A 14,161-nucleotide genomic window follows, 5' to 3' on the forward strand; every position below is an offset into this window, starting at 1 on the left:
TGCGCTCGTGATGAGGGGGGATGAGGGGGTTGGGGGGTTGTCCCCGGCGGCGGCGCGCCGACACTATGGGTGGATGCCCGCTCTGCTGAGGTCACTGCACACCGCCGTCCCACCCACCGTGTTGCACCAGGAGCGGGTGCGTGATGCGCTCGCGGCCCAGCCCGGGCTCAGCCGGCTCGGCTCGCGGCTGGTGACCGCCGCCTTCAACGCCTCCGGGATCGAGCGCCGCCACACGGTGGTGCGGGAGTGGGAGGAGGGAGCGCAGGGGGAGAAGGAAGAGCAGGAACAACCAGCGCACGACGCCGGCCGGCCGGCTCCCAGCGACTGCGCCGGTGACAGCGGCGACAGTGGTGACAGCGGTGACCAGCCGGGCCTGTTCTTCGAGCCCGACACCGGCCACATCCTCAACCCGAGCACCGGGGCCCGCAACGCCGTCTACGCCGAGCACGCGGGCGACCTGTACGAACGGGCGGCCGCCGGGGCGCTGGCCGACTGCCCGGACCTGGGCACCGCGGACGTCACCCACGTCATCACGGTCTCCTGCACGGGTTTCTTCTCCCCGGGACCCGACTACCAGCTGGTCCGGCGGCTCGGCCTGCCGGACACCACGAAACGCATCCACCTCGGGTTCATGGGCTGTTACGCCGCCCTGCCGGCCCTGCGCGATGCCGCGGCGATCTGCGCGGCGGAACCGGCCGCCGTCGTGCTGGTGGTGTCCGCCGAGCTGTGCACGGTGCACGTGCGCGTGGCGAACGACCAGGACACCATCGTCGGGGCCTCCCTGTTCTCGGACGGGGCGGGGGCCGCGGTGGTGACGGGGGCCGACCGGCCGGTGCCGGCGGGCGGCAGGCCCGCGCTGCGGCTGGACGGCTTCGCCACGGTGTTGACCCCGGTGGGGGAGGACGCGATGGCGTGGAACATCGGTGACCACGGCTTCGAGATGATCCTGGGCACCTATGTCCCGCACATCATCGACGAGCACATCACCGGCGCCCTCGAGCCCCTGTTCGCCGCCGACCGCGCCGCTGACCCGGCCGGCGGGCCGCCCCTGGCCGAACGCCCCTACACCGAGCTGGAGCACTGGGCCATCCACCCCGGCGGGCGCAGCATCCTGGACAAGGTGCAGGCCCGGCTCGAGCTGAGCGACGCCCAGCTCGTGCCCGCCCGGGACACCCTGCGGGACTACGGCAACATGTCCAGCGCCACCGTGCTGTTCGTGCTGCAGCATATCCTCGCCGGTGCCGGGGGCGGTGCTGCTGACGCAGGGGGCGCGGGTGCCGGGGGAGCTGGCACCGGGGGAGCGTCCAGCGCCGACGGCGAGCGCGTCTGCGCCATGGCCTTCGGCCCCGGGCTGACGGTGGAGTCCGCCCTGATGACGGTGGTCGCCCCGGCATGACCCCCGCCTCGATCCCACTGTGGGGGCGATCCTCACCGGTAAGGATTGCCCTCAAAGCGCAGGGGCGGGTGGCATGAGGTCGCCGCTGCTGCCTCCCGACCTCTCCGTGCGCCGGCCCCAGACGCCCGAGCAGATGGACCGCCCCGACTGCGACCTGGACGCCCTGCACCGCACCTACCGCGGCTTCGCGGTGGTGAACCCGGTGGTCGCCGGCTGGCAGCTGACGTATCGCACGCTGATCCGGCCGCTTCTGTCGGAGCACGCCGGAGGCAAGGGACGCGGTAACGAGCGGGGCAGCGGGCGCGGGAGCACGCGGCCCGTCACCGTCCTGGACATCGGCTCGGGCGGCGGGGACGTGGCCCGGGCCCTGCTGCGCCGCGCCACCGCGGACGGCTTCACCGTGCACGTCACCGCCCTGGAGCCCGACGCGCGGGCCCACGCCTGGGTGGCCGGCCGCCAACGGGTGCCGGGGCTGGAGAGCCGGCGGGGCACCAGCGGTGACCTGGTCCGCGAGGGCCGGCGCTTCGACGTCGTGCTCTCCAACCACCTGCTGCACCACCTGGATCCCGACGAGCTGGAGGCCGTGCTGGCCGACTCCGAGGCGCTCGCGATGCGGCGGGCGATCCACTCGGACATCCGCCGCAGCCCGGTGGCCTACGCCCTGTTCTCCGCCGGCGCCGGCCTGGGGGCCCCGCTGTTCCCGGGCTCCTTCATCCGCGTGGACGGGCTCGCCTCGATCCGGCGCAGCTACACCCCGGACGAGCTCGCCGCCGTGGTGCGGCCCGGTTGGCGGGTGCGGGCGCAGGCCCCGTGGCGGAACCTCGCGGTGTGGGATGCGGGAGGGGATGCGGTGTCGGATGCCGCACACGGTGCGGTGCCCGATGCACGCTGACGTCCTGATCGTCGGGGGCGGGCCGGTCGGGCTGTTCCTGGCCGGACTCCTCGTGGACCGCGGCGTGGACGTGGCGGTGCTGGAACGCCGCGAGCAGCCGGCGGAGCAGTCGCGTGCCATCGGCCTGCACCCACCCGCACTGGATGCGCTCGCCGCCCTGGGACTGGACGGGACCGCCGTGGCCGAGGGCACCGTGGTGCGCCGTGGCCTCGGCTTCGGGGACGGCCGGCGGCTCGGCGAGATCACCTTCGAGCGCGCCCACCCCCGCTATCCCTTCGTCCTGACGCTGCCGCAGTCCCGGACCGAGCAGCTGCTGGCTGAACACCTCGAGCTGGTGGCCCCCGGTGCCCTGCGCCGCGGCGTCGAGGTGGTGGGGATGGAACACCCCGGGCCCGACGACGGCCGGCCCGTCCGCGTGACCGTGCGGTCCGCGGGGGCGGGGGAGGACACGGGGGAGACCAGAGCATGGACGGCCCGGGTGGTGGTGGCCGCCGACGGCGCCCACAGCACGGTGCGCCGGCTGGCCGGGATCGGCGTCGACCGGCGCGAGTGGGGCGACAGCTACCTCATGGGGGACTTTGCGGGTGGAGATTCCGCGTGCGCCCGGACCGCAGTGATCCACCTGCACCGGGACGGGGCGGTCGAGTCCTTCCCGTTGCCGGGTGGGCGACGCCGCTGGGTGGTGCACACCGGCCGGCGCCGCCGGCCCGAGAACGCCGAGGAGCTGCTGGCGGTCCTATGCGAGCGCTGGCCACCCGGCGGCAGAGGACAGGGCAGAGGACCGGACGGGGCGCAGGACGAGGCACCGGACGTGCCTGTTCCCCTTGAGGTACCGGCGCTGCCGGATCCCACCACCGCCACCATGGTCAGTGCCTTCACCGTGTACCGGCAACTGGCCCGGAGGATGGTGTCCGGCCGGACGGTGGTCATCGGCGACGCCGCGCATGCGATCAGCCCGATCGGTGGCCAGGGCATGACCGTGGGGTGGTTGGACGCCCTCGCCCTCGCGCCCCTGTTGAGCGGTCTGTTCGACGAGACCCGGGGAGAGGCGCCCGGCACAGCGCCAGGTGAGGCGCCGTCGTCGGGCTCCTGGCCGCCGTCGGGACCGTTGGGCGACCGCCCGGAATTCCTGTCCTTCGAGCGGGACCGGCTCCGCGCCGCGCGCCGTGCCGCCCGGCTCGCGGAGGCGAACATGATGCTGGGGCGCCCGTTGTGGGCGGCGGTCCGCCGCGGGCGTGACACGCTGGCGCGGGTGGCGCTGGCCGCGGGGGCCCAGCACCGGCTGGCGCGGCTCTATTCGATGGGCGGGGCGTCGACGCGCGGGGTGCCCACGGGAAGGGCGGACGGGCATTGACCACGGGCATCGTCATCGCGGCCGTGGCCGCCATCCTGGTCGGCTCCACGCTGCAACGGCTCTCCGGGACCGGGGTGGGGCTGGTGGTGGCACCCGTGCTGGCCCTGCTGATGGGACCGGCGCTCGGGGTGTTCGTGACCAACTCGACGACGGTGGTCTCCGGTCTCCTCATCATGCTGGCCGTGGTCCGGGACGTGGACTGGAAGCGGTACCTGATCTTCCTGCCCGCGGCCCTGGCGGGAGCCGTTCCGGCGGCGTTCCTGGTGCGCGAGCTGGACCCGGCGTGGCTGAACATCGTCATCGGCGCGGTGGTGCTGGTGGCCCTGGCCCTGACCTTCGGGACGCCGCGGGTGCCCCATGTCCGATCCCGCGCCCTGACCGCCGCCACCGGCATGGTGGGCGGATTCCTCAACACCAGTGCGGGCGTGGCCGCCCCGGCCATGGTGATGTACTCGAAGCTGGCTCGGTGGGACCAGCGGTCCTTCGCCGCCACCATGCAGCCCACCTTCATGACCATGGGGATCTTCTCGGTGGCCACGAAGCTGGCGGTGGGAGCCACCACGTTCGACCAGCTGCCGCCGTGGTGGTTGTTCCCGATCATCGTGGTCACGGTGGTGGTCGGCATCCGGGTGGGCGGCTGGCTCGCCGGGAAGGTCTCGCTCGGGGCGGCCCGCACGGTCGCCATCACCCTGGCCGGCCTCGGCGGGGCGGTCGCCGTGGTCCGGGGCGTGCTGATGCTGGGTTGATGTCAGCCCACGTCATCCCCAGAATGCTCGGTTCCGCACCGCGCCGTGACGCGGCAAACCGGGAATCACCGCATAGAATCCACCGTGATGAGCAGATTATTCGGAACTGACGGCGTCCGTGGCCTGGCCAATGGGATCCTGACCGTCGAACTGTCGATCCAGCTGGCCCAGTCCGCCGCCGTGGTGCTGGGGCACCAGGAGACCGCCGGGCGCCGCCCCGTGGCCGTGGTGGCCCGTGACCCCCGCATCAGCGGTGAGTTCATCATCGCCGCCGTCTCGGCGGGGCTCGCCAGTGCGGGCGTGGACGTCTACGACGCCGGCGTGCTGCCCACCCCGGCCGCCGCCTTCCTCGTGGGCGACCTGGACGCGGACTTCGGCGTGATGATCTCCGCCTCCCACAACCCGGCCCCGGACAACGGCATCAAGTTCCTGGCCCGCGGCGGCGAGAAGCTCACGGACGAGCAGGAGGACGCCATCCAGCGGCAGATGGGCATCGAGCCGCACCGCCCCACCGGCCCGGACGTGGGCCGCGTCCAGCGCTTCGCGGACGCCGAGGACCGCTACGTCCTGCACCTGCTCCAGACCCTGCCGCACCGCCTCGACGGACTGAAGGTCGTCCTCGACTGCGCCCACGGCGCCGCCGCCGGATGCTCTCCGGAGGTCTTCAAGGCCGCCGGGGCCGACGTCGTGGTCATCGGCGCGGACCCGGACGGGATCAACATCAACGACGGCTACGGCTCCACCCACCTGGAGAACCTCCAGGCCACGGTGCTGGAGACCGGCGCGGACTTCGGAATCGCCCATGACGGGGACGCGGACCGCTGCCTGGCCGTGGACGCCGCCGGCACCGTGGTGGACGGCGACCAGATCATGGGCATCCTGGCCGTGGCCCTGAAGGACTCCGGCCGGCTCAAGGATGACACGCTGGTGGTCACCGTGATGAGCAACCTGGGCCTGAAGCTGGCCATGCAGCGCGAGGGCGTGCGCCTGGTGGAGACCAAGGTCGGCGACCGTTACGTGCTGGCCGGCATGAAGCACGGCGGCTACTCCCTCGGCGGCGAGCAGTCCGGCCACGTCATCTTCTCCGAGCACGCCACCACCGGCGACGGCGTGCTCACCGGGCTGCAGCTCGGCGCCCGGATGGCCGCCAGCGGGCAGTCCCTGGCCGAGCTGGCCGCCGTGATGGACCGCCTGCCGCAGGTGCTGATCAACGTCAAGGACGTGGACCGGGACCGAGCCGGCGAGGATGCTGAGGTCCAGGCCGCGGTCGCGGACGCGGAGGCACGGCTGGGCAAGACCGGCCGCGTGCTGCTGCGCCCCTCCGGCACCGAACCCGTGGTCCGGGTGATGGTGGAGGCCGCGGACGAGGACCAGGCCCGCCGCGAGGCCGAGGACCTGGCCGCCGTGGTCCAGCGCGAGCTCGCCCTGGCCGGCGAGCCGGCCTGATCCAGCCGTGACGGAGCCGGAGAGGCCGGAGCCGGGAAGGTCTGAGCCGGACGCGGAGCCGGCGGATCCGGCGGCGGCGGACTACCTCCAGGGCACGACGTCGGCCCGCCGATGGGCCGTCTTCCTCACCACGGTGCTGCTCACCGGAGTGCTGATCCTCGTGGTCCTCTTCGCGATCCAGCTCCCCACCTGTGAGCACCCGCCCAACTCCTGGGCCCCCTGCATCGGACCCTGACCGCCACAGACGATCACGGCCGCGCCAACTGTCGATTCGCTCGGCGATTCTCGACATGTAGCGCGGCCGTGATGTGACGGTGAGGGTCAGGAGGTGGGCATGCCCTCCTGGTTGACGTAGACCTGATCCAGCGAGAGGTCTTCCTGGCCCCATTCGGCCATGACGTCCTCGTACACGCCGTCGTCCATCAAGGACTGCATGGAGTCACGCAGCAGGTCCACCTTCTCCTGCTCGCCCTTCTTCACGCCGAAGGCAATGGGTGCCAGCAGCTCCTGCTCGCCCACGAGCCGGAACTGGTCTGACTGGTGGCTGGCGGCGTAGAGCATGTAGGAGACGGAATCGTAGGCGACGTCGATCCGGTCGGCCTCGAGCGGGACGGTGATCAGCGTGTTGGAGAAGCCCACGGACTCGGTGCCGGAGATGCCCTTCGCCTCGCATTCAGCGACCACGTCTTCCGCACGCAGCTCCTGGTCGGTGCCCTTGATGGAGCCGATGGTGTGGCCGCAGATGTCGTCCTTGGTCTGGATGTCCGAGTCCTGGGTGGTCAGCCAGGCCACACCGGCGTTGATGTAGTCCACCATATCCATGACGTCGCGCCGCTGCTCGTGGTCTCCCGTGGAGGCGGTGAAGGCGTACTTGCCGGCCATGACGCCGGGCACATGACCGTCGAAGGCCACGGGTTCCATGGTGACTGGGACGCCCCACTTGGCGCCGAGCGCCCGCACGAAGTCGGGCTGCAGGCCCACGGTCTCGCCGTCGTCATCCACGAAGGCATTGGGCTGCAGGACCTTCACGGGGACCGTGATGCCGGCCTTCCACTCCTCGGGCACGCGCTCGGCGAGGGCGTCATCCTGGGTGATGGTGTGGCCGTAGAGCTCCAGGTCCTCGCCGCTGGCTGCAGCATCCGAGCCACAGGCGGCCAGGCCCAGGCCGAGAGCCAGGATGCCGGCTCCGGCAGCGCAGCGCTGTGCGGTCCGGCGGAGGCGACGGGCGGTGCGGTGGGATGTGCTCATGGTGCTTCCAATCATCTGACGTACTGCTCTGTGGACCCCTCCACGATGCCTGCCCGTGACTCAGGTCACGGGTGACTCTCTCACCTATCAGAATTTGATGGCACAGGAACGATGGAGCCGCCGAGAGTTCACTAGTATCCGGACAATGAGTCCACAGAACGGGTCCGAGGGCCCCCCGTCCGCAGCAGCGGGTGGTGGCGAGCCGGAACCCCTGTGGACGAGGGCTTATGTCATGGCCATGGTGGTCCAGCTGGGTGCCTCGATCGTCTTCGTGACGCTGATGACGTACATGGCCGTGTACGCCATGACGATGTTCGGGGCGCGGGACTCGGCGGCCGGCTTCGCCGCCAGCGCCTTCATCCTGGGGTCGGCCCTGACCCGCATCTTCGTGGGCAAGTATGTCGACTTCATCGGCCGCAAGCGGCTCATCACCATCGCCCTGGTGCTCTTCCTGCTCTGTTCCGCGCTCTACCCATTGATCACGGAGTACCCGGCCCTGATCGCGCTGCGCATCGTCCACGGGGGCGCCTTCGGAGCGATCTCCACCGGCATCACCGTGTCCGTGGTGAGTATGGTGCCCCCCTCCCGCCGCGGGGAGGGGATGGGCTATTTTTTGGCCGCCTCGACCTTCGCCATGGGGATCGGCCCGCTGCTGGCCGTGCAGCTCTCCGAGAACGTCAGCCCCGGGGCCGTCTTCCTGATGACCGCCCTCTCCTCGGCAGTGGCCCTGATCGCTGCCCTGATGGCCCGGCTCCCCGAGCGGACGCCCAGCCCGGATGAACACGAGCAGCGGTTCCGGATCCGGCTGCGGGACATCCTGGACCCGGACGCGCTGCCCGTGGCCGTCGTGGTGATGCTGTGCGCCTTCGGCTACTCGGGGATCGTCACCTACCTCAACCCCTTCCTGCTGGACCGGAACATGCCCGCAGCGGCCTCCCTCTACTTCGTGGTCTTCGCCGCCGGCATGCTGGTGATCCGCCTGCTCTCCGGCCGGCAGCAGGACCTGCGCGGGGACAACGCGGTGATCATTCCGTTGACCCTGCTGTTCGCCGTCTCCCTGGCCGTGCTGGCCCTGTCCACGGCGCTCTGGGCGGTGGTGATCGCCGGGGCCCTCGGGGGGATGGGCTACGGTGCCCTGCTGCCCAGCCTGCAGGCCGTGGCCGTCACCCGGGCCCACCCCGAGCGCATCGGGATCGCCGTGTCCACCCACTACCTACTCCTGGACACGGGGGTGGCCCTGGGGCCCGTCCTGTTCGGCACCCTGATCCCCCTGGGCGGCTATCCCACGCTGTACGGCGCGCTGGCCGGGACGGTGGTGGCGGCGGTGGTGCTGTATTGGTTCGTGCACGGACGCCGCTCGGCGGGAGCCAGCTGATCCCCCCGCCGACCGGTCATGCACGCCACAACTGGTCGGCAACCGCCCCGACCGTGGGACACTGGTATTCCCCATTCACCGCCCGCCTGCGGGGTCTGATTGAAGGATGGAAATTTGTCTGAAACCACTGGCGAACCGGATCCGCGCCGCTCCGTGCTGGGCCGGGCGTTCCTCGTGCTGGATTGCTTCGCCGGCGGCGTGGAGATGAGCGTCTCCCGCATCGGCCAGCGCACGGGCCTGCCCCCGGCCACGGTGCACCGCATCCTGGGATCCCTGGTGGAATGGGGCGGCGTGGAGCACGTCTCCCATGGTCGGTACCGGCTGGGCTCACGGATCTGGCGGCTGGGTGTGGGCGCCCCGCAGGTGCGGGTGCTGCGCGAGCTGGCACAGCCCTACCTGGTGGACCTGCACATCCACACCGCCGGGACGGTTTACCTGGCGGTCCGGGACGGCTCGGACACGGTCTTCTCGGACCGCATCACCCGGGTCCGGCGCTCCACGGACACCCGCCGGGTGGCCCGCCGGGCGCCTCTGGAGCAGTCGGGTGCCGGGCGGGTGCTGCTGGCCTACTCGGAGGAGGCCTGGGCGCTGCTGAAAGCCTCCACCGAGGCGTCGGCGGAGGGTCCCGCCGAGGCCGCGGCCCGGCTGAAACGACTCCAGGGGGAGATGGCCCAGATCCGCGCGGACGGCGTGGCCATCACCAGCAACGACGGCCTGCAGGGCCGGTTCTCCGTGGCCTGCCCGGTGTTCGGCTTCGACGGCGTGGTGGTCGCCTCGATCGCCGTGGCCTTCCCGGACACTCGCATCGCCGAGCCCGCCACCGTGGCGCCCCGGGTGATGTCCACGGCGCAGGCCATCAGCAAGGACCTCGTGGACCTCGGATACTGAACCGCCCCGGGCCGCAGGCCCTCAAACCATGAGAATCCAGGGCTCGACGGCGGCCGGCCCGGAACCGCGGAAGCCGGCCGTCTGCAGACGGCCGGCTTCCGATGTCACCGGGGTCAGCGGTTGGACCAGACCGGGTCCCGCTTCTCGATGAAGGCGCGCACGCCTTCCACCCGGTCCTCGGAGAGGTACGGGTTCGGCCCCACGTTCAGGCGTAGCGCCGTGGTGACGGGCAACCCCCAGGACTTGGTGGCCATCTCCTTGTAGCGGCGCTGGGTCACCGGGGAGTTGCGGACGATGCGCTGCACCATCTCCTCCACGGCGTCCTCGTACTCGTCCTCGGCGTAGACGTGGTTGACCAGCCCGAGCTCCTGGGCCCGCTCCACCGGGATGGTGTCCGCGGTGTACAGCAGCTCGAAGGCCAGCCCGCGCGGGATCAGCCGGGGCAGCAGGATGGAGCCCAGGTTGGCGCCCATGCCGCGGCGGGCCTCGGTCAGCCCGAACTGGGAACCCGCGCGGGCGAGCCGGATGTCCGAGGACAGGGCCAGCTCGCAGCCGCCGGCGATGGCGTGGCCGTTGAGGGCCGCGATCACGGGTTTGTAGGTCTCCAGCATGACCTCGAACAGGTTCCGCAGCTGGCCGGTCATCGGCACCGGGATCTGGCGGCCCGACTTGGCGGTGTCATCCATCTCCTTGAGGTCGCCGCCGGCGCAGAACGCCTTGTCCCCGGCGCCGGTCAGCACCACGCACCACACGTCCGGATCCGCCCCGGCCTCCACGAAGGCCTCCACGAGGGCGGCCGTGGTCCGGGTGTCCATGGCGTTGCGCCGTTCCGGGCGGTTGATGGTGATCCGGGCGACGTTGTCCTGCACGGAGTAGAGGACGCGGCCCTCCTCCAGTTCGACGGTGCTCATGCGCGCTGCTCCTGCTTCTGCTCGGTCTGCTGGGTCTGCTCGGTGGGTGCCGGGGCGGATCCGGAGCCGGTGGTGGCCTCGCCGATGACGCCGGCACTGACGAGCTCGTCGATGCGGTGGGCGTCGAGGCCCAGGTTCTCCAGCACGGATCGGCTGTCCGCCCCGAGCTCGGGTGGCGCGGTGGGGCGGTCCAGCGGGTACTGCCCGTCGAAGGTCATGGGCAGGTTCACCACGGAGAAGTCGCTGATGCCCGGGTGGTCCATCGGCACGATCTGCTCGAGGGACTGCACCTGCTCGTCCGCCAGCACCTGCGGGATGTCGTTGACGGGGGAGTGGGGGACCCCGGCGGCCCGCAGCCGGGCCTCCATGTCCTTGACCGTGAAACGTCCCGTGATCGCCGAGAGCAGGTCGTTGACCTGATGGCGTGCACCCACGCGCTCCGCGTTGTCCGCAAACGCGCGGATCGCATCCTCCTCGGAGACCTCGAGTGCGGCCAGCAGCCGGCCCCAGGTGGCGTTGTTGCCGGCCGAGATGAAGATGAACCCCTCATCTGAGGACGGGAACGCACCGTAGGGCACCACGCCGCCGAAGCCCGAGCCGAGCCGCTGCGGCTTGGCGTTGCCGGCCTGCACCGCCTGCAACTGCGGGGACATCCACATCAGGGCGGTCTGCAGCAGGGACAGCTCGATGTGGCCGCCCTCGCCGGAGACATCACGCCGGCGCAGTGCCTCGAGCACGGACAGTGCCGTCCACATGCCGGTCCCCATGTCCAGGACCGAAACCGGCACGCGGGCCGGTGCGCCGCCGTCGTCCCCGGTGACGGAGACGATCCCACCGTAGGCCTGGACCAACGGGTCATAGGCGGGACGGTCCGCCATGGGGCCGGTGCCGCCGAAGCCGGTCATCTCGCAATAGATCAGGCTCGGGTTCGCCGCGTGGAGGGCCTCCGCGGAGAAGCCGGCCTTGGCCAGGGCCCCGGGCCGCAGGTTCTGCACCAGCACGTCCGCGGAGCGCACCAGGTCCCAGAGCACCTCGGCGCCTTCGGGCTTCTTGTAGTCCAGCACCACGGAGTTCTTGCCGCGGTTCAGGGACAGGAACGTCACGGAGAGCCCGTCCCAGGAGGGCGGGGCCCAGTTCCGGCTGTCATCGCCGGTGCCGAAGCGCTCCACCTTGATCACGGTGGCGCCGAGATCGGCCATGATCTGGGTGGCGAAGGGCGCCGCCACACTCGTGCCGATCTCGATCACGGTCACGCCGTTCAGGGAACCCAGGGCCGGGTTCAGTTGCTCAGTTGCCTGCATGGTGTCCTTCGTGTCCTTCCCCGCGCGGGACGGCTGTGCGTCCTGCGACGGTGCGTTCGTAGTTCTCTCGTTGGGCCGAGGTGATCGGGGCCTTCCAGGGCGAGGGCGCCCCGGCGTAGACCTCCGGACCGAGTCGGAAGTGCTGGGCCTGGGAAAAGGTCTCGATGAAGGGCATGTCCATCGGGTAGACCGCGTCCCCCTCGGGGCGGGGCCCGGCCTTGGAGACGCGTCCCCAGAGGTCGTGGCCCACCATGTCCGTGGCGAGCGCGGCCGCCTCGATGAGCACGTCCAGGCTGATGCCGGTCTCGATGCCCTCGGACTCGAGCAGGTGCACGAAGTCCTCGGTGGGGATCATCCCGGTGAGCCGGCCGTTGCCGCAGTAGGGGCAGCCGCCCATCCCGCCCAGGCCGGTGTCCACCACCAGGTGGTCCTGCGCGTCCAGCTGGTACATGGCCTCGTAGGCGGAGAGCATGGCCATGCCGCGGGCGTCGTGCAGGTGCAGCTGGAAGCGGCGGATCTGCGGCCAGGTCCGTTTGATGAGCGCGATCTGCTCGCGCACGTCCTTTGGGGTGTTCCAGCTCATCGGATCGCCCAGCTGGACCCGGGTGACCGGGATGCCGGCCTGCTCCCAGGCCTCGATCTGGGTGGTCAGCGCCTCCATCCGCTGCTCCTGAGTGGCGGGACCGGTCCAGTTGGAGCCCCAGGCCGCGTTCACGCAGACCTCGGCCTCGGTGACGCCGGCCGCCTTCGCCTCCGCGACGACGGCTGGCAGGGACTCGCGTTCCTGGGCGGTGGTGCGGGCGTTGTTGCGCTGGACGAACACATCACACAGGTGCAGGCGGGATACCCCGACGCCGGGCTCGCCAGCGGTGAACTTGTGCGCGTACTGGGCGATCCGCTCGCGGCCCCGGGCGTTGAGGGCCAGGGCCGTGTAGGTCACCCCTTCCGCGGGCTCGAAGCGCTCGGCCAGGTCGTCGATCTGGGCCATCTGCGGTACCCACTTGGGGCTGACGAAGGAGCCGACCACGATGTTCTGCAACCCCGAGGTGGACAGCAGGTCCAGCAGCTCGAGCTTGCGCTCCACCGGGATGTCGGCGCTCTCGATCTGCATCCCCTCCCGCAGGGCCTCCTCCACGAGGGAGACCTGCGGCAGTGATTCATTCCGGGCCATCACGGGGCACCTCCAGTCCATCCGGTGATCAGTTCCTTGACGTCCGCGTCCGCGGCCAGGCCGTCCACGGCGGCGGCGAGTCGGCCGGCACCGGCACCGTCGGCCGGGAGCCCGGCGTAGGCGAAGCAGGACGCCACCTTGTCCTTCAGATCGGCGGCGGTCAGCGGGTTGCTGCTGTCCCCGCGTGCGGCGTAGACGGTGGCGTCGGGACGGGAACCGCCGGCCATGGACATGGACACCGTGGCGTACTCGCGCCCGGCGCCCTCCTCGCCCAGGGTGACTCTGCGGGCCAGCTCGCGGGCCGCGCCGGCCGCCTCGAAGCCGGACGGGGTGAAGTCGTCCAGCACGATCGTGCCGTTGACCAGGGCCAGCGCCACGCAGTGCTCGAGGCTGAACTTGGCCTCACCGCCCGTCCGCGGCGGCTCGGTGCGCAGTGGCGCCGTCCCCGTCTCGTGGACGAGCACGTCGATCGACTCGATGTCCTCCAGCGAGCCGTCGCCGCGGAAGTCCAGCCGCATGTCCAGCACGGCATCCACGGCGCGGTGGGTGCCGTAGCAGGAGGGATACCGCTTCAGCCCCCAGTCGAAGGACCAGTCGGTGAGCCAATACCCGAAGCGGTCCTCCACGTCCTCGGAGAACGTGGCCAGGGACGCGCCGCCCGCCTCCCCGAACCGGGCGAAGTAGCCGGAGGGGGCCTCGAGCTCGTCCACGTTGGCGGTGATGCCGGCCCGCGCCCAGCGCACCGCGAGCAGGGCGTCCTGGGCGGACATCCCGGCGTGCATGGGCTTGGTCATGGTCCCGAAGTTGGCCCGGGACCCCGAGGCCAGGCTGGAGGCCATCGCCAACGCCGTCTGCGTGGTGGTCAGGTCGAGACCCTGCAGCCGGGCCAGGGCGGCCACGGCGGCCAGGCGCCCGACCGTGGAGGTGGAGTGCCAGCCCCGGGCGTAGTGCTCGTGGCTCGGCAGGGCCTGGGCGATCGTGCGGAACATGGCCTGGCCCACGTTGAAGGCCTCCGCGAACCTCGAGAAGGTGAGCGGGCCGGCGTCGGCCGCCAGCAGAGCCGGGACCAGCACGGCGCTGGGGTGCAGCGGCATGGTGGGGGAGACGTCGTCGAAGTCCAGGAAGTGGGCGGCGGTGCCGTTCAGGAAGGCCGACGACGGCGCCCCGCCTGCCGCGTCCGGCGCCCAGTGGGCGCTGGGGTGAGGTGCCGCCACGGAACCGGCCGGGTCCACTGACTCGGTCACGGACCGCAACCGGCGGAGGCCGTCCTCTCCCGCGGCGGCGGTGGACACCGCGAGGGTGTCCACCAGGGCGTGGCGGATGGTCTGCTCGTGCAGGGATGCCGGGATGTCCGTGGTCAGGACGGCCTCGGCCAGCCGCTCGGTCAGCCCCGCCCGGGTGGTGGTGCTGGTGCTCGCAGGGATCGTGGCCAT

13 protein-coding genes are annotated in these 14,161 nt (G+C 71.4%); 8 read left to right on the plus strand and 5 right to left on the minus strand.

The features are described from left to right. Positions 1–73: 73 nt before the first annotated feature. The 6 genes from AB0K08_RS15300 (at position 74) to AB0K08_RS15325 (ending at position 6,069) form a co-directional block, all read left to right on the plus strand. Entirely contained in the window at positions 74–1,396 is a 1,323-nt protein-coding gene (locus AB0K08_RS15300) for a type III polyketide synthase (protein ID WP_363355903.1), read from the plus strand. Positions 1,397–1,469: 73 nt separating this feature from the next. Then, a complete protein-coding gene (locus AB0K08_RS15305; RefSeq protein WP_363355905.1) occupies positions 1,470–2,288 on the plus strand; it encodes a class I SAM-dependent methyltransferase in 819 nt (272 codons plus the stop codon). Beyond that, the gene (locus AB0K08_RS15310; RefSeq protein ID WP_363355908.1) at positions 2,278–3,642 is read left to right on the plus strand and encodes an NAD(P)/FAD-dependent oxidoreductase; all 1,365 of its coding nucleotides are present in this window, start codon (positions 2,278–2,280) and stop codon (positions 3,640–3,642) included. Before AB0K08_RS15305 ends, AB0K08_RS15310 begins: the two co-directional genes overlap by 11 nt. Continuing rightward, a complete protein-coding gene (locus tag AB0K08_RS15315) occupies positions 3,639–4,388 on the plus strand; it encodes a sulfite exporter TauE/SafE family protein (RefSeq protein ID WP_363355910.1) in 750 nt (249 codons plus the stop codon). Before AB0K08_RS15310 ends, AB0K08_RS15315 begins: the two co-directional genes overlap by 4 nt. Positions 4,389–4,475: 87 nt before the next feature. Further along, positions 4,476–5,834 (plus strand): phosphoglucosamine mutase, encoded by a 1,359-nt coding sequence (glmM, locus tag AB0K08_RS15320; RefSeq protein WP_363355912.1) that lies wholly within the window; start codon positions 4,476–4,478, stop codon positions 5,832–5,834. Between the two features lie 7 nt (positions 5,835–5,841). Then, entirely contained in the window at positions 5,842–6,069 is a 228-nt protein-coding gene (locus AB0K08_RS15325; RefSeq protein WP_363355914.1) for a hypothetical protein, read from the plus strand. An 86-nt stretch (positions 6,070–6,155) separates the two neighbouring features. Here AB0K08_RS15325 and AB0K08_RS15330 read toward each other — a convergent pair whose 3' ends face one another. Continuing rightward, a complete protein-coding gene (locus tag AB0K08_RS15330; protein WP_363355916.1) occupies positions 6,156–7,082 on the minus strand; it encodes a transporter substrate-binding domain-containing protein in 927 nt (308 codons plus the stop codon). A gap of 145 nt (positions 7,083–7,227) precedes the next feature. Here AB0K08_RS15330 and AB0K08_RS15335 point away from each other — a divergent pair, with 145 nt between their 5' ends. Both AB0K08_RS15335 and AB0K08_RS15340 read left to right on the plus strand, forming a co-directional pair. Next, complete coding sequence (locus tag AB0K08_RS15335) at positions 7,228–8,457, plus strand: MFS transporter (protein WP_363355917.1); 1,230 nt, start codon at positions 7,228–7,230, stop codon at positions 8,455–8,457. A 114-nt stretch (positions 8,458–8,571) separates the two neighbouring features. Beyond that, positions 8,572–9,345 carry an IclR family transcriptional regulator gene (locus AB0K08_RS15340; RefSeq protein ID WP_363355919.1) on the plus strand — a complete coding sequence of 258 codons (774 nt, stop codon included), beginning with the start codon at positions 8,572–8,574 and terminating at the stop codon, positions 9,343–9,345. Positions 9,346–9,458: 113 nt separating this feature from the next. Here AB0K08_RS15340 and AB0K08_RS15345 read toward each other — a convergent pair whose 3' ends face one another. The 4 genes from AB0K08_RS15345 to AB0K08_RS15360 are packed head-to-tail and all read right to left on the minus strand — an operon-like array spanning position 9,459 to position 14,161. After that, on the minus strand, positions 9,459–10,256 hold the full coding sequence (locus AB0K08_RS15345) for an enoyl-CoA hydratase-related protein (RefSeq protein ID WP_363355921.1): 798 nt from the start codon (positions 10,254–10,256) through the stop codon (positions 9,459–9,461). Beyond that, the gene (locus AB0K08_RS15350) at positions 10,253–11,557 is read right to left on the minus strand and encodes a CaiB/BaiF CoA-transferase family protein (RefSeq protein ID WP_363355923.1); all 1,305 of its coding nucleotides are present in this window, start codon (positions 11,555–11,557) and stop codon (positions 10,253–10,255) included. Before AB0K08_RS15350 ends, AB0K08_RS15345 begins: the two co-directional genes overlap by 4 nt. After that, positions 11,544–12,728 carry a citramalate synthase gene (locus AB0K08_RS15355; RefSeq protein ID WP_363355925.1) on the minus strand — a complete coding sequence of 395 codons (1,185 nt, stop codon included), beginning with the start codon at positions 12,726–12,728 and terminating at the stop codon, positions 11,544–11,546. Before AB0K08_RS15355 ends, AB0K08_RS15350 begins: the two co-directional genes overlap by 14 nt. After that, a complete protein-coding gene (locus tag AB0K08_RS15360) occupies positions 12,728–14,161 on the minus strand; it encodes an MmgE/PrpD family protein (RefSeq protein ID WP_363355927.1) in 1,434 nt (477 codons plus the stop codon). Before AB0K08_RS15360 ends, AB0K08_RS15355 begins: the two co-directional genes overlap by 1 nt.

The sequence above is a fragment of the Citricoccus sp. NPDC055426 genome (assembly GCF_040677445.1).
Classification (GTDB): domain Bacteria; phylum Actinomycetota; class Actinomycetes; order Actinomycetales; family Micrococcaceae; genus Citricoccus.